The 19,418-nt window shown below is 62.8% G+C and carries 20 protein-coding genes and 6 pseudogenes; 14 read left to right on the top strand and 12 right to left on the bottom strand.

Annotated features, from left to right (window positions below):
* Positions 1 to 18 precede the first annotated feature (18 nt).
* Positions 19 to 713: pseudogene (locus AC1DW9_RS24950) on the top strand (IS6 family transposase).
* A 279-nt stretch (positions 714 to 992) separates the two neighbouring features.
* Here the strand turns inward: AC1DW9_RS24950 and AC1DW9_RS24945 are convergent.
* Positions 993 to 1,500 (bottom strand): annotated as a pseudogene (locus AC1DW9_RS24945) (IS6 family transposase); the annotation flags it as partial.
* A 3-nt stretch (positions 1,501 to 1,503) separates the two neighbouring features.
* Between AC1DW9_RS24945 and AC1DW9_RS24940 the strand changes: the two are divergent.
* Positions 1,504 to 1,617, top strand: a pseudogene (locus AC1DW9_RS24940) (IS6 family transposase); the annotation flags it as partial.
* Positions 1,618 to 1,886: 269 nt separating this feature from the next.
* Here the strand turns inward: AC1DW9_RS24940 and AC1DW9_RS24935 are convergent.
* Genes AC1DW9_RS24935 through AC1DW9_RS24915 form a run of 5 tightly spaced genes read right to left on the bottom strand, consistent with a single transcriptional unit; the run spans position 1,887 to position 5,941 of the window.
* Positions 1,887 to 2,222, bottom strand: coding sequence for a hypothetical protein (locus AC1DW9_RS24935; protein ID WP_476777102.1), 336 nt, complete (start codon positions 2,220 to 2,222; stop codon positions 1,887 to 1,889).
* Entirely contained in the window at positions 2,222 to 3,109 is an 888-nt protein-coding gene (locus AC1DW9_RS24930) for a DUF6772 family protein (RefSeq protein ID WP_441509036.1), read from the bottom strand. Before AC1DW9_RS24930 ends, AC1DW9_RS24935 begins: the two co-directional genes overlap by 1 nt.
* 2 nt (positions 3,110 to 3,111) lie before the next feature.
* Entirely contained in the window at positions 3,112 to 3,945 is an 834-nt protein-coding gene (locus AC1DW9_RS24925; RefSeq protein ID WP_441509035.1) for a carbohydrate ABC transporter permease, read from the bottom strand.
* Positions 3,938 to 4,813 carry a carbohydrate ABC transporter permease gene (locus AC1DW9_RS24920; RefSeq protein ID WP_441509034.1) on the bottom strand — a complete coding sequence of 292 codons (876 nt, stop codon included), beginning with the start codon at positions 4,811 to 4,813 and terminating at the stop codon, positions 3,938 to 3,940. Before AC1DW9_RS24920 ends, AC1DW9_RS24925 begins: the two co-directional genes overlap by 8 nt.
* Positions 4,814 to 4,816: 3 nt before the next feature.
* Complete coding sequence (locus AC1DW9_RS24915; protein WP_476777103.1) at positions 4,817 to 5,941, bottom strand: mandelate racemase/muconate lactonizing enzyme family protein; 1,125 nt, start codon at positions 5,939 to 5,941, stop codon at positions 4,817 to 4,819.
* Between the two features lie 95 nt (positions 5,942 to 6,036).
* On the opposite strand from AC1DW9_RS24915, the gene AC1DW9_RS24910 reads away from it, so the two are divergent.
* From AC1DW9_RS24910 to AC1DW9_RS24880, 7 genes are all read left to right on the top strand, one after another.
* A complete protein-coding gene (locus AC1DW9_RS24910; RefSeq protein WP_476777104.1) occupies positions 6,037 to 6,828 on the top strand; it encodes a FadR/GntR family transcriptional regulator in 792 nt (263 codons plus the stop codon).
* Complete coding sequence (locus AC1DW9_RS24905) at positions 6,800 to 8,098, top strand: ABC transporter substrate-binding protein (protein ID WP_476777105.1); 1,299 nt, start codon at positions 6,800 to 6,802, stop codon at positions 8,096 to 8,098. Before AC1DW9_RS24910 ends, AC1DW9_RS24905 begins: the two co-directional genes overlap by 29 nt.
* Positions 8,099 to 8,107: 9 nt before the next feature.
* Positions 8,108 to 9,406: an extracellular solute-binding protein gene (locus AC1DW9_RS24900; RefSeq protein WP_476777106.1), complete on the top strand. Its 1,299-nt coding sequence runs from the start codon at positions 8,108 to 8,110 to the stop codon at positions 9,404 to 9,406.
* On the top strand, positions 9,406 to 10,335 hold the full coding sequence (locus AC1DW9_RS24895) for an NAD(P)-dependent oxidoreductase (RefSeq protein WP_476777107.1): 930 nt from the start codon (positions 9,406 to 9,408) through the stop codon (positions 10,333 to 10,335). The genes AC1DW9_RS24900 and AC1DW9_RS24895 overlap by 1 nt, the downstream gene beginning before the upstream one ends.
* Before the next feature lie 25 nt (positions 10,336 to 10,360).
* The gene (locus AC1DW9_RS24890) at positions 10,361 to 11,638 is read left to right on the top strand and encodes an ABC transporter substrate-binding protein (protein ID WP_476855205.1); all 1,278 of its coding nucleotides are present in this window, start codon (positions 10,361 to 10,363) and stop codon (positions 11,636 to 11,638) included.
* The gene (locus tag AC1DW9_RS24885) at positions 11,638 to 12,393 is read left to right on the top strand and encodes an SDR family NAD(P)-dependent oxidoreductase (protein ID WP_476777109.1); all 756 of its coding nucleotides are present in this window, start codon (positions 11,638 to 11,640) and stop codon (positions 12,391 to 12,393) included. Before AC1DW9_RS24890 ends, AC1DW9_RS24885 begins: the two co-directional genes overlap by 1 nt.
* Positions 12,394 to 13,304: 911 nt before the next feature.
* Entirely contained in the window at positions 13,305 to 13,604 is a 300-nt protein-coding gene (locus AC1DW9_RS24880) for a DUF1236 domain-containing protein (protein WP_476777110.1), read from the top strand.
* A 272-nt stretch (positions 13,605 to 13,876) separates the two neighbouring features.
* Here the strand turns inward: AC1DW9_RS24880 and AC1DW9_RS24875 are convergent, their stop codons facing one another.
* Positions 13,877 to 14,353 carry a cupin domain-containing protein gene (locus AC1DW9_RS24875; protein WP_476777111.1) on the bottom strand — a complete coding sequence of 159 codons (477 nt, stop codon included), beginning with the start codon at positions 14,351 to 14,353 and terminating at the stop codon, positions 13,877 to 13,879.
* Between the two features lie 89 nt (positions 14,354 to 14,442).
* Here AC1DW9_RS24875 and AC1DW9_RS24870 point away from each other — a divergent pair, with 89 nt between their 5' ends.
* Together AC1DW9_RS24870 and AC1DW9_RS24865 are read left to right on the top strand one after the other, a co-directional pair.
* A complete protein-coding gene (locus AC1DW9_RS24870) occupies positions 14,443 to 14,877 on the top strand; it encodes a MarR family winged helix-turn-helix transcriptional regulator (RefSeq protein WP_476777112.1) in 435 nt (144 codons plus the stop codon).
* A gap of 223 nt (positions 14,878 to 15,100) precedes the next feature.
* Positions 15,101 to 15,250, top strand: a pseudogene (locus tag AC1DW9_RS24865) (IS6 family transposase); the annotation flags it as partial.
* A gap of 422 nt (positions 15,251 to 15,672) precedes the next feature.
* Here the strand turns inward: AC1DW9_RS24865 and AC1DW9_RS24860 are convergent.
* From AC1DW9_RS24860 to AC1DW9_RS24850, 3 genes are read right to left on the bottom strand one after another with little or no spacing between them, the layout of a single operon-like run.
* Positions 15,673 to 15,849, bottom strand: a complete 177-nt coding sequence (locus AC1DW9_RS24860) for a helix-turn-helix domain-containing protein (RefSeq protein WP_441507957.1) — start codon at positions 15,847 to 15,849, stop codon at positions 15,673 to 15,675.
* Positions 15,849 to 16,133: a hypothetical protein gene (locus AC1DW9_RS24855; protein ID WP_441507958.1), complete on the bottom strand. Its 285-nt coding sequence runs from the start codon at positions 16,131 to 16,133 to the stop codon at positions 15,849 to 15,851. Before AC1DW9_RS24855 ends, AC1DW9_RS24860 begins: the two co-directional genes overlap by 1 nt.
* A complete protein-coding gene (locus AC1DW9_RS24850) occupies positions 16,130 to 16,549 on the bottom strand; it encodes a hypothetical protein (protein WP_441507959.1) in 420 nt (139 codons plus the stop codon). Before AC1DW9_RS24850 ends, AC1DW9_RS24855 begins: the two co-directional genes overlap by 4 nt.
* 404 nt (positions 16,550 to 16,953) lie before the next feature.
* On the opposite strand from AC1DW9_RS24850, the gene AC1DW9_RS24845 reads away from it, so the two are divergent.
* The gene (locus AC1DW9_RS24845; RefSeq protein WP_441507960.1) at positions 16,954 to 17,112 is read left to right on the top strand and encodes a hypothetical protein; all 159 of its coding nucleotides are present in this window, start codon (positions 16,954 to 16,956) and stop codon (positions 17,110 to 17,112) included.
* A gap of 80 nt (positions 17,113 to 17,192) precedes the next feature.
* On the opposite strand, the gene AC1DW9_RS24840 is transcribed toward AC1DW9_RS24845, so the two are convergent.
* Positions 17,193 to 17,324, bottom strand: coding sequence for a hypothetical protein (locus tag AC1DW9_RS24840; protein ID WP_441507961.1), 132 nt, complete (start codon positions 17,322 to 17,324; stop codon positions 17,193 to 17,195).
* Between the two features lie 286 nt (positions 17,325 to 17,610).
* On the opposite strand from AC1DW9_RS24840, the gene AC1DW9_RS24835 reads away from it, so the two are divergent.
* Both AC1DW9_RS24835 and AC1DW9_RS24830 read left to right on the top strand, forming a co-directional pair.
* The gene (locus AC1DW9_RS24835) at positions 17,611 to 18,093 is read left to right on the top strand and encodes a hypothetical protein (RefSeq protein WP_441507962.1); all 483 of its coding nucleotides are present in this window, start codon (positions 17,611 to 17,613) and stop codon (positions 18,091 to 18,093) included.
* 32 nt (positions 18,094 to 18,125) lie between these two features.
* Positions 18,126 to 18,342 (top strand): annotated as a pseudogene (locus AC1DW9_RS24830) (DDE-type integrase/transposase/recombinase); the annotation flags it as partial.
* 541 nt (positions 18,343 to 18,883) lie between these two features.
* Here AC1DW9_RS24830 and AC1DW9_RS24825 read toward each other — a convergent pair.
* Positions 18,884 to 19,147, bottom strand: a pseudogene (locus AC1DW9_RS24825) (hypothetical protein); the annotation flags it as partial.
* Positions 19,148 to 19,418 lie beyond the last annotated feature (271 nt).

Below are 19,418 nucleotides of genomic sequence, written 5' to 3'. Positions count from 1 at the left end.
GGTTGGTAGCCATTGAGAATGGCAAAGATCAGTTACAGCGGTTATCGCTTTCCACCCGCGATCATCCAGCAGGCAATCTGGCTGTATCTCCCGTTCACCTCAGCTTCCGCGACGTCGAGGATCTGCTGGCCGCGCGCGGAATTGCCGTGTCCGACGAGACGGTGCGCCGCTGGGTGAACCATTTCGGACCCAAGATCGCCGCCAATCTCCGCCAACGCCAACCAAAGCCTCGCGCCACATGGCACCTGGACGAGGTCTATCTCAAGATCGACGGTCGCCTAGTCTATCTTTGGCGGGCCGTTGACTCCGAAGGCGAGGTCCTGGACGTCCTGCTTCAGGCAAAAAGAAACAAGCGCGCCGCGCTGAAATTGCTGCGCAGACTACTCAAGAAGCATGGCTTCATACCGGAGCGCTTGATCACGGATGACCTGCGTTCATATGGAGCGGCAGTCCGGGATCTTGGGATCTCGGATCGGCATCGACGCGGTCGCTGGTGCAACAATCGCGTGGAAAATTCGCATCAGCCGACACGACAACGAGAGCGCACGATGCGGGGGGTCAAGAGCCCGGGTTCAGCCCAGAGATTTCTCTCCACTCACGCAGCCACCTCCAACACCTACAACGTCCAGCGCCATCTCATTTCCGCGAAGACCCACCGAGCTTTTCGCTCTTCGGCGATGGCGGCGTGGTGCGCGGCCGCCGCGGCCGCCTGATCCAGCCATCAAGCGGGGTCAGCCGATGGTTCACGCTCTCAGCCATCAACAGCAGCTTGGACGATAAACTCGACCTTCATGGCCGAGGTCGCAAGCGCGGCTGATATGCAGGCACGCGACGGGGGGCCTTCGGATCGATCCACTGGTCCCAAAGGGCATTTACAGCGTCGTAGCTCGCCATGTCGGCCAGCACGATCGTGACAAAGATCACCTTGGACTTAGACGGGCGTTGTCACGTTAACCGCGGACCATTGAAGCGAACTCAACCGGGTGACGGGCTCACGCTGCGAGGCCAGCGACGGCTTTCCATTGTGCCATGGCGCACAGACGATGCAGATGGATGGCGAGGGCGGAGCGACGGGACCGGGGCGGGACGAACAGATTGCGGACGGCGGAGAAGACGGCGACGAAGCGCTGCAGGCTGCCTGGAGATCGAAAGCCTTGCATCGTCCGCTCGCGCTTTCGGAGCGGCATAGGAGCCGAGCTTGTCGGTGATCATCCGCCGGGGCGCACAGCTCTGCTTCTTCAAAAGACGCCTCAGCAACCGCCGCGCTGCCTTGGTGTCACGCCGGGTCTGCACGATCTCATCTAGGGTATAGCCGTCCTGATCGACCGCCCGCCAGAGCCAATGCTTCTTTCCGGCGATGGTGACGACGATCTCGTCGAGATGCCAAAGGTCGCGGCGGCTCGGCCTCTTGCGCTTCAGGCGGTGGGCGTAATCCCGCCCGAACTTCAAGGCCCAGCGCCGCACCGTCTCGTAGGAGACGGCGATGCCGCGCTCCAGAAGCCTGCAACCCTGGCCGGTATCGAGATGGTTCACATGATGCGCAGGCGACAGGCCAGATACGCCTACAATCCAAACCCGTCCATCGCAGAGCAGTTTGAGATTATCGCAGCGGCGTGAAATGGCACGAACGACCAAATTCTATGGCGCCGCGGGAATTTGCAACAGAACCCCTGCAAGTCCGTCGCGCGCGAAACCAGCGCAGGCCAATTTCGACGCCATGCTCGCACCCATCGCGCCTGACAGTGGGTGTTTCACAGATGGTTAGCAAAGCCGCCTGTGATTTGGCGACTTTGCTAGATGGCGTTCTATTCTATAAAGCATTAGGTAGTAACCCAATTCACGCGTTTCTCATCAATCACAATATTGCTTGCTGCGCAATTGTATCTTTAAGCTTTCAAATGAAATGTCACCAACACTGCAATCTCGACGCCTTCCTGTAGCGTCACGGCCACGCGTAGGAAATTCCCGAAATGGGCGACTCGCTGGAATGTCACCGCATCTTTCGCCGCCGGCAGCTTGAATTCCGAGCCTTCCGGCGCCCAATGCATCCCGTCCGCCGAAATCTCGATGCGCGCTTTCGGCAGCGCTCCGATAGGCTCTTTCAACGCCCGAACGAAGACGACAACCTCCTTGGCCCAGCCGGCTTCGTAAGGCTCCGTCGCGCTGTCTCCGGTCCAGATCTCGTTGCGGGCGACGACGGCAGTGAGGTTTTCAGGCAGCATTAGAAATCTCCCGAAAGGCAGACGGAGTCGAGATATGCGAAAGCGCGCTTGTCGGTGTCCGTCTCAGCGAAGAAGCAGAGGTTGAGCATGCACCAAAGATTCTTCATGGCCGGAATGCGGATTGGCTCGAAAGTCGAGAGATCAAATTTACGGTCGTTCACTTGGAATCCGGTCGCCTGCATCGTGGCGAGATCGAAATCAAATCGTAAATAGTGCCAGTTAATCTTTGTCGGAATCTCGTTGTAGCAAAGCTTCTGCTCGCCGCCGGGCAGGTCTTCCCAATCGGTTGGCGCGAGGTGGTAGTGCGAGATCGTTTTGCCGACATTGCCGATCGGTAAGATTTCAGTGGTCTTGCGCTTGAACTGCCATTTCTGGAGGTGCTTGCCGTCTTGTGCGTTGAGGAAACGTAAGTGCGGCATTACGCGCTGACCGCCTGCTCCGGCCTGATCGCCCACCTGGAGGTCGTAAAGGAAGCCGAAGGAGCGGACATCTGTCTCCATCAGCTGCAGCTCGTTAGCCTCGGGCTTGAAGGTGAAATAACACTCCATCCGGATCGGGCCGGCCTTGCGGAAGGTCAGGCGCTTCAGTGTGACGTTCTGCGCGCCCGCCCTAGCCCTTGTCGCGAGCTTCAGCGCATAGGAGCCATCGACGCCGCCATGCGAGCCAAAGTCCCAATTGGGCAGTGTCGAAAGCATCGCATGCGAGTGCTGGGCGTAGCCGGGGAGCATCTGGTCGAGCGAGATCTCGTAATTGCCGACGAGCTGAGTCCAGCCGCACATGCCGCGATCGAAATCGTCGAGGCAGATGATGCGCGGCAGGGGGTCGAAACGACTGAGCTGCGGGTCGGCCTCGCGGATGGCGCGGCGCATATCGTCGAGTTGGGTCATGACTATCCTTTCACCGCGCCGGCCGTAAGCCCGGCGACGAGATGTTTCTGCATGAGGATGACGAAGGCGAGCACGGGCAGGAGTTGGATGGCGGAGGCGGCGAAGAGCACCCCCCATTCCACGCCCTCGACCGCGCCGATCATCTCCGCAACGACCAGAGGCGCGGTCTTGGCCCTGGTGGTGGTGAAGATGAAAGCGAAGAGGAATTCGTTCCACGCGTAGACGATGACGAAGACCGCGACCGCGAGCATGCCCTGGGCCGCCAGCGGGAAGATCACTCGCCGGATGATCTGGAATTGCGAGGCGCCGTCGATCATCGCGGATTCGTCGAGCTCGCGCGGGATCTGGTCGATGAAGGTCCGCATCACGATCGTGCCGAGCGAGACGAAGAAGGTCGCGTAGAGCAGGATCAGGATGAAATGCGTGTCGTTGAGCTTGAGCCAGTTCACCACCGGGAATAGCGGCAGCGTGATCACGATCGGCGGTATCAACCTGATGAAGATCAGGAAGAAGGCGCTCGCTTGCAGCGTCCTGCTGGCATGGCGCGAGTAGGCGTAGCCGGCGAGCAGCGAGACCGAGACGGCGAGCACGGTGGCCCCCGTGGTCACGATGAAGCTGTTCCACAGCCCGGTGAAGAAGTCGCCCCAGCGGCTCCACAGCATGGCGTAGTTCGCCAGCGTCGGCTCGAACTTGAAGCGCGAGGCGGCCGAGAAGATGTCGCGGTCGGCCTTGAAGGACGATATCACGATCAGTGTGATCGGCACCAGCGACCAGGCCGCGATGATGAGGACGCCGAGGAATTTCAACAGTGTGATGAGGGGGGAGCGCTTACGCATGCTTGCCGAACATCTCCCTGTAGAGCCCGCGCAGGTAAACCAGCGCGAGCAGGAGCGACGCGAGCACGAGCAGCCAGCCGGTGGCGGCTGCGGCGCCGAAGGAGTTGTACCGGAAGGCCTCGAGATAGAGGTAGACGGCCATCACCTCGGTGGTGCGGGCAGGCCCGCCGCCGGTCATCAGCCAGACCTCCGAGAACAGCCGGAAGGCGAAGATGTAGCGAAACAGCGCGGCGATCAGCAACGCTGGCATCAGCAGCGGCAATGTGATGCGGCGGAATGCCATCCAGCCCGAGGCGCCATCGATCGCGCCGGCCTCGTAGAGCTCGCCGGGGATGGCGAGGCGGGCGGCGTACAGGATGACGAAGCTGAAGGGCAGGTGCAGCCAGATCGAGAGGAGGCAGACCATCAGCAGGCCGTGGCTCGGATTCACCGACCATTCGATTGGCGGCAGGCCGATGGCGCCGAGAAGCTGGCTCATCATCCCGACATCGGGCTCGAACAGGTAGCGCCACATCACCACCGCCGAGACCTCGGAGACGGCATAGGGCGCGAGCACCACAGCCAGCATCAGCGCGCGCAAGGGGATGCCGGAGGCGAAGAACAGGGCCATTAGCAGGCCGAGTAGCAGCTCGACATGGACGACGACGGCAACGACGATCACCGTGTTGACCAGCGCCCGCCAGAAATAGAGGTCGCTCAGCACCTTGGCGTAGTTGGCGAGGCCGACGAAGGTGGCCGCCTGCCCGAAGGAGGACTGGTTCAGGCTGAGCCAGAACACATAGATCGCCGGCAGGAAGATGATGCCGCCGACCATCATCTGGACCGGCGAGACCAATGCGAAGGCGGTAAGGCGCGAGCGCTGCTGCATCGCTCAAGCGATCCGATGCCGCGCGAGCATGTCGCGGTCGATTTCGATACCCAGGCCCGGCCCCTGTGGAACGAGGAGCTGTCCGTCGACGAGCTGGCTGCCTTCGCCGACGACCGGATGCGTGAAGGAATCGCGCAGTGGGTTGGCGTATACCATGCACTCGAAGGTACGCAGCGTCTCGGCCGCCGCGGCCAGTTGAAGGCTGGCGGCGACGCAGATCGCACCGGACCAGCCGACATGGGGGGCATAGGCCGTGTTGAAACTCGCGGCGAGTTCAGCGATGCGCCAGGTCTCGGTGATGCCGCCCGAGCGCGAGACGTCGGGCTGGATCAGCCCGAGCGAGCGCTCCTGCAGCATCGCCAACGCCTCGGAGGCGACGTAGTCGCTCTCGCCGGCCGCAAGGCGGATCGGCAGGTGCTGGGCGAGGCGGCGATAGCCGGCACGGTCATGCGGTGCGATCGGCTCCTCGAAGAAACCATAGCCTAGATCTGCCAGCGCCCGCCCGACGACCAGCGCGTCGTCGACGTCATAGGCCCAGTTGGCATCGACATAGAGCGCGATCTCGTCGCCGGCGAGCTTGCGGATGAACTTGGCCCGCGCGATCGCGTCCTTGATGGGGTGGCCGAGCTTGACCTTGATCTCGCGGAACCCCGCCTTGAATGCAGCCGCCACCTCGCCCTCGACCGTGGCGTCGTCGAGCCAGTTGATCGAGGACGCATAGGCTGGAACGTGGGTTCGGCCCATGCCGCCGAGCAGCTTGTGGATCGGTACCCCCGCCGCTTTGCCGGCGATGTCCCAGAGCGCGATGTCGATGGCCGAGATGGCCTCGACGATCTGCCCGCCGGGCTGGCCCGAGAGCGCGCCGCGCATCAGCTTCCACAGGGCGCGCCGGTCGGCCGGGTCCTTGCCGATCAGGCGGGGGATGAACGCCTCCTCGATAAAGCGCGCATAGCCGGCTGCGCCGCGCCTGCACAGCCCCTCGCCGAAGCCCGTGATGCCGTCGCTGGTCGTGACTTCGACGACGACGACCTCGATGGCGGGATAGTCGCCCTGCGAGGTGCGCTGGGCCTTGGCCAGCACGGCGCGCAGCGGATAGGCAACGATCTGCGAGATGCTGCGAGCCGGCATAACGATGCGTCCTCCCCAGGACGGTAACTTATCATATAGGCTGCACAGTTGCCAACTTGGCTGGCATCTGTCAATCATGTCCTTGGAGCTTGTGAATGACCGATCCCGCCGCGGCCCTTATCGAGGATGATCCGTTCGCCGACGTCGACGTCGTGCCGACGCGGCTCGGCGACGCCCTGATCCAGCGCATCACGCAAGCGATCCACGACGGCCGCCTCAAGCCCGGCGACGTGCTGCCCTCGGAGGCGCGCATGGCCGCCTCCTTCGGCGTCAGCAAGCCAATCGCGCGCGAAGCCATCCGCCAGCTCGCGGCCATGGGCGTCGTCCATATCCAGCAGGGCAAGCCGACGCGCGTGCAGGCGCTCGACGCCGCCCCTCTCGACCGCTTCTTCCGGTTTGCCGTACGCGGCAGCAAGACCGGCCTCACGGAGGCCGTCGAATTGCGCCGCGTGCTCGAGCCGCCAATCGCCCGTTACAGCGCCGAGCGTCGCTCCGAGGCCGATGTCGTCAAGCTGACCGAGATCCTGAAGCGGCTCGAGACCTCCTGGGCCGACGTGCCGCGCTGGATCGAGGCCGATCTCGACTTCCACGAGGCCATCGCCGCCTCGGCCTGCAACACCCTGCTCGACCTGCAGATCCGGGCGCTGCGCCCGTTGAACCGGGAGATCATGGAGCTGTTCAACTCGCGCAGCACCCGCAACACCGGTGACTGGCGCGAGACCTACGAGCGCCATGTTGAGGTCGTCGAGGCCATTCGCGCTGGTGACGGCGAATGGGCTGAGCGAGCCATGAGCAAGCATTTCGAAGCGGCTGAAGCCGCCATCGCGGAAATCGCGACAATCCGGGAGGAAGACAACAGTGACAACAGGGACAGGGCTGGACCGTAGGCAGGTCCTCGGAGGCTTCATCGGGCTGAGTTTCGTCGGGCTCGACAGCGCAGCCGCGCTGGCGCAGACGGCGCCGCTCAACCTCTTCGCGCATCGCGTCATGCAGACGGTCGCGACGGGCGCGCAGGGCGGCGACATCACCAAGCCCTGGTGCGACAAGAACGGCACCACGGTGCAATGGACCACCTTCGATACCGGCCCCCTGCAAGAGCGCCTATTCCGCGAGGCTAGTCTGGGCGAGACCTCGGTCGATGTTGGGTTCCTGCTCAACACCCAGGCCGTGCCGCGCGCCGCGAGCCTGTTCGAACCGCTCGACGACTTCATGAAGCGCGACCCGCTCGATGACGCCTCCGACATCTTCCCGGGTCTGATGGAGGGCATGAAGGTCGGGGGCAAGCAGGTTGCCATCCCCTTCCGGCACGCCTCCTCCGGGCTGCACTACAACGAGGAACTGTTGGCCGAGAAGGGCTTCACCAAACCGCCGGCCACGATCGAGGAAATGGTCGAGATGGCCCGCGCCTGCACCTATCGCAGGGCCGACGGGACTGCCGTCGTCGGCCTGTGCATGCCCGGCGTGACCTACCCAAACGTCATCGACATCGCCCGCGCCTGGGATGGCGACTTCATCACGCCGAACTACAAATGCGTCGCCGACCAGCCGCCGATGTTGAACGCTATCAAGCTGCTGCGCGAGCTCTTCCAGGCCGGCGCCTTCCCGCGCAATTTCGCGACGCTCTCCACCGAGGACGTCAATGTCTGGATGCAGACCGGCCGGGCCGCGATGAGCCTGCAGAGCATGGGCCGCAACCGCATCTACAACGATCCACAGAAGTCGAAATTCCCCGGCAAGATCAAGACCATTGCCGTGCCCGCCTCGAAGGCGCTGGCCGGCAAGTACGATGCCGCCCCCGCCAAGGTCGAATTCTGGGGCCTCTGCATTCCCAAGAACTCCAAGCGCAAGGACCTGGCCTGGAGCTTCATCAAGGCGATGGCCTCGAAGCAGGCGACGCTTGGCGCAGCCCTCAACGGCAACGGCCCGGTCCGCGCCTCGACCTATGCCGACGCGAGCTTCGCCGCGACCGTGCCCTATGCCGCCGAGGAGCTGAAGGTGCTCAAGGTGGCGCGCATCCCGCTGCCGGCCTTCGACGAGGCGGCCCGCGCCGGCGACTTGTTCAAGGAGGAGGCCGAGGCCGCCGTGCTCGGCATGAAGACGCCGGAGGAGGCGATGGCCTCACTGGTCAAGCGCGTCCAGCCGCTGCTTCCGGCTTAGGGGGGCGCCATGACCAAGCTTTACCAGCCATCGCGCCGCGCGCTTCTTGCCGGGACCGCGCTCGCGCTCCCTGTTCTGGCCATGCCCGCCCTCGTTCGGGCGCAGGCCAAGTCGCTCAACATCATCAGCCACCGGGTCCACCGTAACGTCCTGACCGGTGAAGGCGGCAAGGGCGGCGACATCATCGGCGATTGGTCGAGGGCGACCGGCGCCGGCGTCAACTGGTCGACCTTCGACGTCGCGCCGTTGCATGAGCGCCTGCTGCGCGAGGCCAGCCTGGTCGAGACGAGCTTCGATCTGGGCTTCGTCGTCAACACCCTCGCCGTTCCTCGCGTGCTCAGTTTGATGGAGCCGCTGGATGCGCTCCAGAAGGCCGATCCGATCGAGGATTTCGCTGGAGTCGCGCCCGGCATGGTCAAGGCCCTGAGCGTCGGCGGTTCGATCCGCGGCATCCCGTTCCGCCATGCCACGACCGGGCTGCACGTCAACGAGGCCATCCTCGCAGAGCGCAAGCTCGCGGCGGCGCCGAAGACGATCGAGGAGATGATCGAGATCGCCAAGGCGGCGACGTTCACCAACGCCGCCGGCGTGCCGGTCAGCGGCTTTGCGATGGAGGGCGTCAGCTACGTCAACATGGTGACGCTGTCGCTCGCCTGGGACGCGCCGTTCATCAGCGAGGACCTCAAGGTCATTCCCAACGAGGCCGGCATGCTGAAGACCTTCGAGGTCTTCCGCGACCTCTACGCCGCACGCGCCCTGCCGCGCAATTTCGCAACTCTCAAGCAGGACGAGGTCATCACCCAGATGCAGGCCGGGCGGGCGGCGATGTGCCATTTCGCCTTCGGCCGGTACTTCGCCTTCAACGACCCGCAGAAGAGCCAGTTTCCCGGCAAGATCAGCGCGATCGCACCGCCGGCCTCGCGCGATTTCGGCACTGGGGCCATCGTTGGCACGACAGAGTTCTGGTCGTTCGTCATCCCGAAGAACTCGCGCAACAAGGAGCTCGCCTGGTCGCTTGTCAAGGCGATGACCGCGAAGGAGGCGGTGATCCGGGGCGCCCTCAATGGCAACGGCCCGGTTCGGGCCTCCGCCTATGACGACCAGCGCGTCAAGGATGCGGTGCCCTACGCCGCCGCCGAGGCAAAGGTCCTGGCCGTTGCCCGCCCGCCGCTGCCCGCTTTCGATCGCGCCGTCGAGGCCGGCGATGCGCTCGCGCAGGCCGTCCAGGCGGTCGCCCTTGGCCAGGTCACGCCCGAGCAGGGCGTTGCCGATCTCAAGCGCCGCGTCGAACCCATGGTGAAATCCTGATGGCTGCCACTTTGTCTCCCAACGCCAGAATCGGCTTCATCGGCATCGGCACGATGGGCCTGCCGATGGCGCTCAACGTACTGCGTGGCGGCTATCCGCTGACGGTCTTCGATCTCAGCGAGGCCGCGCTCGCCGAAGCGGAAAAGGCCGGCGCCCACCGCGCTGCGACCATCGCCGAACTCGTGCGCCAGAGCGACGTGGTCATCACCATGCTGCCCGATGCTCCCGATGTCGAGGAGACGGCGCTGGGTCCTGGCGGCATCGAGGCGAATGCTGGCCCCGGCTTGATCTATGTCGACATGAGCACGATCGATCCGGTCACCAGCCGGCGCGTCGGTGCCCGCCTCGCGGCATGTGGCATCCGGATGATCGACAGCCCCGTGGCGCGTGGCGTTGAGAACGCCCGTGCCGGCACGCTCGCTCTGATGATCGGCGGCGATCTCGCCGTCTTCCAGGAGGTCGAGCCGCTGCTGCGCCGGATGGCCGACACGATCACCCATTGCGGCGAGCTCGGCAACGGCACCGCGATGAAGCTCGTCAACAACTTCCTCTCGGCCGGCATCGTCAGCGCCATCGCCGAGGCTATGACAATCGGCCTCAAGGCGGGCCTGCCGCTCGACCTCATGGTCAGGATCAGCGGCGGCACTGGCACCAACAACGCCTGGCTGCACAAGCTGATGCCGGGCAAGGCCTTTCTGGGTGATTTCTCGCCGGGCTTCATGTCGCGCCTGGCGCGCAAGGACCAGCGCCTCGCCACCAAGCTCGCTGAAGAGATCGGCGTGCCGCTTACGCTCGGCGCTGCGGTTCTCCAATTGCTCGACGAGACGACCGAGCAATACCCGCGCGACGACTTCACGAGCATCCTGCGCCTGGTCAGTGAGCGCGCCGGCGTCGAGATCCGCCTGAGCGAACAGACCGCCGCTGCCTGAAACCGAACGTTCCGAGGTAGACACCATGCACGCCATTTCCCGACGTACCCTGCTCACCGGAACCGCCGGCGCCGCTGCGCTCGCGGCCCTTCCATCCCGGGCCCAGGCCAAGACGGTGACCGCGCTCGGTCACCGGGTCCACCAGACCTGCGCCACCACCGGTCCCGGCGGCGACGCAACGGAGGCCTGGCGCAATCAGGCCGGCGCCGGCGTCAACTGGGTCACCTTCGGCGACAACAACGCCATCCATGAGCGGCTGTTGCGCGAGGTCACGCTGGGCGAGACCTCGATTGACGTCGGCTACCTGCTCAACGGCCGCGCGGTGCCGCGCAACCTCAGGCTCTTCGAGCCACTGGACGGGTTGATGAAGGAGGCGGCGCTGGAGGCACCGGAGGACTTCGCGCCCGGCCTGGTCGCGCCGCTGAAGCTGGACGGCGCCCTGCACGGCATCCCGGTCCGCCACGCCACCAACGCACTGATCTACAACGAGGCGCTGCTGGAAGAGCGTGGCGTCAAGCTGCCGACCACGTTCGAGGAGCTGATCGAGGCGGCGCGCAAGCTCACCTTCAAGCGCGATGACGGCACGCAGGTCTATGGCCTCGCCTTCACCGCCGCCTTCGCCTCGAACTTCCTGACGCTCGCCCGCTGCCTCGGCGGCGACTACATGACGCCGGACGGCAAGCTGGTCGCCGCCGAGCCCGGCATGGTCAAGGCGCTGACAGTGCTGGCCGAGCTCTACAAGGCCGGCGTGCTGCCGCGGAACTTCGCCACGGTGAACAATGAGGAGATCACCAGCTGGATGCAGCAGGGCCGTGCCGCGATCACGATCAACCCCTTCGCGCGGCTGGTGACCTATAACGACCCGAGCAAGGGCAAATATGGCGGGCGCTTCAAATCGCTGCTGCCGCCAATGGCCGCGGACCTCGCCGGCAAGGTCGCCTTCGCTCCGACGGTCGAGTTCTGGGCGCTGATGATCCCGAAGAACGCCAAACAGAAACCGCTGAGCTGGGAGTTGATCCGCGCCCTGTCGTCCAAGGCCGGCACAATGGCGATGGCCCTGAACGGCAACGGACCGACGCGGATCTCGACCTATGCCGAGCCGACGCTGAAGGCCGCGATGCCTTATGCGGCCGACGAGGCAGCGGCGTTGAAGGCGTCGCGCATCCATCTCCCGGCCTTCGACGAGCAGGCCCGCGCCCACGACATCTTCATCGAGGAGACGCAAGCCGCCGTGCTAGGCATCAAGCCGCCGCAGCAGGCGATGGACGACGCGGTCAAGCGCGTGAAGCCTCTTCTCGGCTGATGGCAGGGGCGCTTTCAGGACGTGTCGCGCTGGTCACCGGCGCGGCWCGCGGCATCGGACTTGCGATCGCGACGGCGCTCGCCGGTGCAGGCGCTCGCCTCGTGGTCCACGACCGCGACGACGAGGCGCTCGCGGTTGCCCGTCGGCTCGGCGATGGTGATGGCGATGTTAAGGCCGTATCGCTTATCGCTGATCTTGCCGAGCCCAATGCCGTTGAGCGAATGGTCGTTGAACTGAGAGCGCAAGCGCTCGCGCCCGACATTCTTGTGTTATGCGCCTCAACTGAAATCCGCCAGACGCTCGACAATTTGAGCGACGACGCTTTGACCATGCAGAGTGAGGTCAATCTGCACGCGACCGCACGCCTCTTGAAGGCCTTCCTGCCGGGCATGCGTGCCCAGAACTTTGGCCGTGTCATCGCAATTGGATCTGTCCAGGAGATGAGGGCGAACGACGATTGTCTCTACTACGCAGCCACCAAGGCCGCGCAGACAAACATAATTTTGAATTTGGCTCGCACCACGCGGGCTGCAGACGTTACCTTCAACGTCATCCAGCCCGGTGCCATCCGCACCGACCGCAATCGCGCGATACTCGCACAACAAGGCCGCGAAAAACAAGCCATCGCGCGTATTCCGCTCGGACGAATAGGCGTTCCAGAAGATTGCGTAGGTATTGCCCTTCTGCTCTGCTTGCCAGATGGAAATTATATCAATGGTGCGGAGATCGCAGTGGACGGAGGCATGCGACTTTAGATTTTTCGACTGCACTGACGATTCGTCATACCGTGATTTTCGACGAAGGTATCTTGCGCAGCGTTCTACTGATCTAATGTCTGCACCGACGGAGTTGCGGGTTAGATGCGGCCGCATCTCGGTACTGCCGGACCTGCTCGAAGAGTATGATCTGGCGTGCGAGGCGGCGGCCCATTGGTCGAAAATCTATTCGCAAGCGGGCCGCGTACGCGCGGAGGAATGCCGCGTGCTAGCCCTTGAGATCGAGCAGGAGATTGACGACGCGATGTGTGCGCAGGACTAGTCCCTAACCGCAGCCTTTTAGCAACGCCAACTCATCACGGGAAGCCGCGCTCAATCCGGTAGAGCCACCTGCACATTCCCCAAGAAAAGTGTGCGTCGTCTACCCGTGCCCGCGATAAAAAATAACGGCAGTTAGCTGCGGGGTAGTATTGCGGCCCTACAATTTCGTTGGGTGCCGCGAGGCCTTGAACGCTCGCAAAGCTTCTTCGAGGGCGATCCTCTCCCGCTCGTGCACCGACCCGGATTGATGGTTCGATCCGCTTTCAGCGTCCCTAAGCCGTCGCAAGTGCTCTCGCGCAGAAGCCGCTTCGACCCCTGTCCGGATCGTCAACTTAGTGGGGGACCCTGTGCTCGCCATTACCAAAGAATATCCCATGCGCCGACGTTAGAGAAACTCTAAACAGTATCATTGGCAGTCGAGTCTAATTCTGAACAAACGTCCATGGAACCACTGCCTTAGAAGGCCATTCTACAGGTCGCCGGGGGCCATTGGGAGGTCGACATGATCAAGAAGATTCTGCTTGTTGCAGCGCTCGCCATTACGCCAGCCGCAGTGTTTGCGCAGTCTAGTTCTGGTTCTGCAGGCGGCGCCGCGGCCGGTGCCGGGGCCGGAGCGGTCGGAGCCGCCAATGTTGGCGGGCCTGCAGGTGCGGCGGTTGGAGGGTGTTGGTGGCGCCGTGGGCGGCGCGATCGTTGGCGGCATCGCCGCCGACCATCGCACTGAATTCCGCACGAATGTCAGGGAACAGAAGGTGCCGTCAGTGGCCTACAAGGAGAAGGTTGTCGTCGGGGCCACTCTTCCCGAAACCGTCACCTACCACGAGGTGCCGGCTCGTTACGGCAAAACCGAGTATCGCTACACCGTCATCAACGATCAACCGGTGCTGGTCGAACCCAAGACCCGAAAGATCGTTCAGATCATCGAGTGACCTCATAAGGCCCGCCGGAAACGGCGGGCCTTTCCAGCGGCTCGGTCCAACGAAAGCGCGTGGTGGTTGCTGCTTCGACGCGGACGGCATTGCACGAAACGGGCTCGACTTGGGAACGAAGCTCTGGAGCTCGTCCCTCGCGGCCACACCGCTGCGACCCTGCCAGAGGCTTTTGATCCCGCCTGTCTCGGGATGACTGAGCAGGGTTGTGGTGCGGATACCCTGGCTGACGCCGCAGGGAAAAAATCAGCGCCTGCTGATCCTCCTGGCCTCTAAATCTGGGGCACTGCTGGCGTAAGGCCGTGACGGCGCATGATTTCGACTATCTTGGCCCGGTCCGGTGGACCACCGTGTGCCGCGTTGGCCACTGCGAAGACCTCGCGGAAATACTCCGGTCCAATCGCGGCCGGCGTAATCACACAAAGTGTCTTCGCGTCCTGATTCCCATTGTTATCAAACCGATGAACGGCGCCTCGCGGAATGCACAGTGCCTGYCCTRGCCCAACATCGATCTGCTTCCCGTCGACCGTCCAGGTCAGGACRCCGTCGATGCCATAGATCGTCTCTTCATAGTGGTCGTGGCTGTGCGCGGGAGCTGGTAATCGCTGAGACGCTGGGACCAGTAGTTCAAAGGCCGCAATGCTGCCGTTCGAATKSTCTCCGGTCAGCAGGAAATGGACCGCGAGCCCACTGGTCACAATGGCTTCGTCKGAAGGGTTGATGCAGRGACCTATGGCTGGCTGCGGCATTGCGAAACCTCATTTGGTAAACTACATTTACCATTTGATGGTAAACGCCATTTACCGAAAGTCAACGATCTATCTCAGAAGGCCTGCCGATGMGAACCGAGGACATGCTGATCGGCGCCTTGYTGCGCGTTCCAGCCCAGGCAATCCAGCGGCGGCTCATCAAGGAGCTCAACGCCGCTGGCTTTGACGAGTTGCGCCTGCCGCATATGGCGGTGTTGCAATTTCCCGGTCCTGAYCACGTTCGCCCGGCCACRCTCGCCGAGCGAGCCGGCATGAGCAAGCAAGCCATCAACCAACTGCTCCGRAGYCTGGAGGGCTTCGGCTATATCGTCCGGTCGGATGTTCCGGGCGACGGCAACGCCCGGGAGATCCGCTTTACCGAACGTGGACACGCCGCATTCYGGAAGATGGTCGWCATATTGCGCGACATCGAGCGCGAGTGGAGCATCGAACTTGGGCCAGAGCGTTTCACCGAGCTCAAGGCGCTGCTGCTTCTCGTCTGGGATAGTCCATTGGCTCGCTAGCTCGGGGCGTACTGATACCGTTCCCGATGACGACGCCGCGGTTTCCAAGCGCCCCGACAACACCATGCTGAGCAACGCGAAAACGAACAAAGGTCGTAGTGCGGGCCGCCTCCCCCTCAGAGCCACCCGCATGTTCACCCGCTAGAGTGACGTAGCACTCCTGGCGGCATTGTCACGGCGTAGCGGCGTTGTTGCGCCTCGGTCGGGTTGGTAGCCATTGAGCATGGCAAAGATCAGTTACAGCGGTTATCGCTTTCCACCCGCGATCATCCAGCAGGCAATCTGGCTGTGTCTCCGGTTCACCCTCAGCTTCCGCGACGTCGAGGATCTGCTGGCCGAGCGCGGAATTGCCGTGTCCTACGTTTCGCCTCGCACCGTAAACACTCTGACTAGATCGAGGGCAGCCATCGGAGGCCGAGGAGCCAACAATTGCTGCGGAGGGTGGGCGACGCCGACGAGGGGACGGCGACGCTTTAATGATGCGACGGTTGGCCAAGCTCGCGGCTGAGGAACAAACTGTCCCATCAACTTGCGTCGGTGTGACACTTGCCCAATCCGTTATGGTTGCGGGTTCAATCCGTCAGTCGGATAGACTTCTCGCTGCACAGATCGACGCCGTCATTTTCCCTATCCACCTCGTCGCTGCTGGACCGGCCCAATCGACCTTCCTTCATGGAGCGGCATCAAAGTCACCAACGATGATCGATATCGAAACACCGCCTTTGCTGGCGGGAAGCCGTCATTTAAGAAGAGCCCGAAAACTGATGGCGGAGTTTCCGCCTGCGTCCAGGCCAACTAATCCAGCGTGTCTCCGTAGTGTTCGATGTAGGCCAGTAGTCGCCGGATCGTGGCGGGAGCGCCATTGGCGGCGTACCGCTGGCTGGTCCTCGCCGTGATACCGAGCAAGGGCGCGATCGTGGTCTGGTTAAGGCCAAGACGCTTGATCGCGTGCCGGTATTCGTCTGCGGTCATCACGTCCAGCCTTCCTGCCCCAGCAGTTCCGACAGCTGCGCGAACGCCACGTCGTGCGACGGGTAGTCCCATGACTGGTGCGTCCCTTCCTTCTCGATCCAGCGGTTAATTACGCCATAGCGGTGGCCGCACTGCACCGACCAGCCCGTGTCGCGGACGCCGCAAAGGATTAGGAACTCGTCATCGACGGTCTGATCCTCTCCGCGCACGAACTTGACCCAGAGCGCCACGTCGAGTTTGCGCAGCGCATTGTTGGCGCGCGTAGTGATGACGTCGATGTTCATGGCTGGTTGTGCCTCGCCGCAATGGCATCAGCCTTGGCGATTTCAAGCGCATGGTCCCTGAGCGCCTGCTCGACCTCGTCGGGCGAGATGGTCGGGTCGCCCTCGAACGGGTCGTATCCGATCTGCTCGATATAGGCGGCGGCGAGACGGCTCCGACGTTTGGCGTCTGTCTCGTAGGTCTCGGTCCTGCCCTTCGCGACGGCGAAGTCGAATAGCTTCGGCTCAAGGTCGGCGAGGTCGGCCGACTGGTATTCGCGGTTCCCGATGACCAGGCCGAAGGTTCCGCCCGGCAGGCGCTCGATATAGAGCGAGCCGAGATAGAGATATCCCGGTGCGCCATCGGCCCGATCATCGGCGATGGCCGCACCTATATCGGAGCACTCGGTGCGGGTGGCGATGAATTCTTCGCGCGTCATTCCCGTTCCTTCTTTCCGTTCGTCAACGACCCGTCTGCTGACGCACCAGGCATAACGACAATCTTTCGTATCACAAGGCGGGCGATGGGCGTTTCCAGACACGGCGAGTGGGCGGACCCGCCGTGCCTGGATCGCCTCGTCCAAGGCTTGCGCCCCGAACCAGATCAGTTGTGCAGCGCAAGTGACCACAAAACGTGTAGATGAGACGGTCCCAGCGGCAGTCTCGGGCCTCTTTGCTTTTGGTCCTTTGCGCGGCGGCTGGAATCCTCAGTATCAAATCGGCGGCGCAAATCATGCGCCGGGAGTGCTTAAGCAATCGTATGTATTGCGAGCCGTCATCGTCGGGATGGAGGGGCGCGTATTAACCGAACATCGCTGCCACCGGCTGCGCCGGGCGGCGTGAGGTGTCACGCGCCGAATTCCGCTATGCAGCCGATTTGCGTTATGTCGACCAGGCCTATGAACTGACCGTGCCTGCGCGGCGCCGTGTCTCCGTGGAGCTGGCGGAGCATCTGTTCGTTCCCTTTGGCGAGGAACTCTTCCTGCTGTTCCTTCGGCAGTAGCCGCACCTTTTGAACAAGTACGGACACGGCGTGATCCCCCTCGTCCGAGAACATCGAGTACATCTCACGGGACATCGTCGTCATCCCGGTTGGACAGGCCGATCTCGACAAATTCGTCCCTCGAACTGGTCAAGCAGAGCGCCCACCGCTGCCTGCTCTTCGGCGAGGAACTTGGCTTCGAGGTGTTTTTCCAGATCGATGATGTTGCCCATGTCATCCCCTCCAACCACACGATGTCTCATCGAAGTACGGGGACTCCAAGTATACTCTGCGGCCATGCCTGGGTCACATCTTCCGGTATCAACACATCAACCGGAGCAATATCAATGTATATCGCCATCCTGCTGACCCTCTTCGGGCTTTGCACCCTGCCGTTCTGGAAGCCAGCTCGTGATCTGGCGTGATAACCGCGTCGGCTTGAATCCGCCACGCGCTTGAGTTTCGATGTTCCTGGTATCGATCCCATCCTGTGACTGCCGCGGCTGGGAACACTGAACAATGAAGACCGTGATCAGGACCTTGATGATCTGCGTCGCTCTTCTGGCGCGCGCTTCCGCACAGGCCGAAGAACTCCCCGGCAAGAGGATTTCCAACAAGAACGTCACCACCAACAAAAAGGTGGCGGCTTACAACCAGGGCTACGCCTCGGCCATGGCCACCGACGTCTGCAATCACCACCTCAACAAGCAATTTCTGAAGGTCCTCGACGAGGACCTGAGAAACGCCATGGACGGCACCTTCATCGATGACCCTATACTGGAGCCGCATTGGAAGAAGGGCCAAGACGATGCCAAGGCCCAGGGCATGGCGGCCCTTGATGCCGAAAACGGCCTAGCTATCGATGCCCTCTGCCGCAAGGCTCAGAAGTTGCCGATGCTGAAGGGCTACTACAAGTGGTTGGACGAGACGGCCTTCACTGAGCACTACGGAAAGATGTGCCGGGAAACCCCGGGCTATTACATGTGCAAGACGAAGCGTTGAGGTCTGGCAGGGCTCCTGCTTCCGCCTGGTGCAACAATCGCGTGGAGAATTCGCATCAGCCTATACGACGACGAGAGCGCAAGATGCAGGGTTTCAAGAGCCCGGGTTCAGCCCAGAGATTTCTCTCCACTCACGCAGCCACTCCAACGCCTTCAATGTCCAGCGCCATCTCACATTTCCGCGAAGACCCACCGAGCTTTTCGCTCTTCGGCGATGGCGGCGTGGTGGGCGGCCGCCGCGGCCACCTGATCGAGATCGTCAACCAGTGTTGTCGCGTCGATCGTTCGACAACGTGACAATGCCGAACAACGCCTTCAATGGCAGCGACCGTCCGACCGCCTACCGAACTTGGTGCTCGTCGTCGAATGAATGCTCCTGAGAAGGTGGGTCACCGTACGACGTGCCCTGGGGAGTGATGGCCATTTGGCAATCGGTGACGACCGTCTGCTCGGTTCGCATGCCCGACCCCAGCGCCTGCACTTCCCCGCGAATGTACGCCAGTATGTCCGCGCCGTTTCCCTCCGCTGGAATTGATAGGTGCCCCTGCACCTGGAATACGCCCTCCATCTGAACGCAGCCGGATATCCGGGGTGCTGTCGCTGAGCGAGGGCGGTCCGAGACCCTGCCTGGCGCCACCGGGCGCACGCGGACCATTCCCTGGCGTCCCGGCAAACTGCGCACTCGAAGGCGCTGCGACCAGAAGAGACAGCATGAACGACACAGCAGCGAGGAAGCGGTACTTCACGGTCAAGACTTTCCCAAACTCCATTGTGGTTGGCTAGGGGTCTGTCTAATTGAGACCAGCGTGCCACGGCGCGCGCTTAGTGGTCCCAACTATAGCCTTGTTAGCGCGCGCCGTCTCAAGGCTCAGTTCCACCGGTCGGATCCGAGTCCTCAAACGAGAAGTCGTCGCGCTCTGAGGCGCCCTCCCCGCGTCGCCGCCGATCGGGATCTCCTCAGCCAGGAGCGTGTCCTTGCTCAGCAGGCCGGCATCCTCGAGCTTTTCGAGATCGGGCAGGTCGCGCAGGCTGGCGAAACCGGACACCGACAGGAATTGCGATCAGTGGATCCGCGCCTCGTCATGGCGCCTGGGGGAAGACGACGGCGCCGAGCGCCGCGACCGGCCGCCGGCTTGTTACCGACCGAGATGCCGTTTCTGTCCAGCAACGCCTACTTGCAGCCGATCACCCGCAGCAAGCTCGGCAAGGTCTTTTGGCAAGGAGATGAGCCCGACACCGTGGCGGCGCTGAAGCGCCGGCGATCGACTGGCAGGCCATCTTCCTCTCACCACTCGCAGACATTATGAGCTAACCTGCATCTGGTCG

Source organism: Allobosea sp. P4_E12, assembly GCF_056401655.1.
The sequence above is the reverse complement of the archived record's forward strand: the minus strand, read 5'-3'. Positions and strand labels throughout refer to the sequence as shown.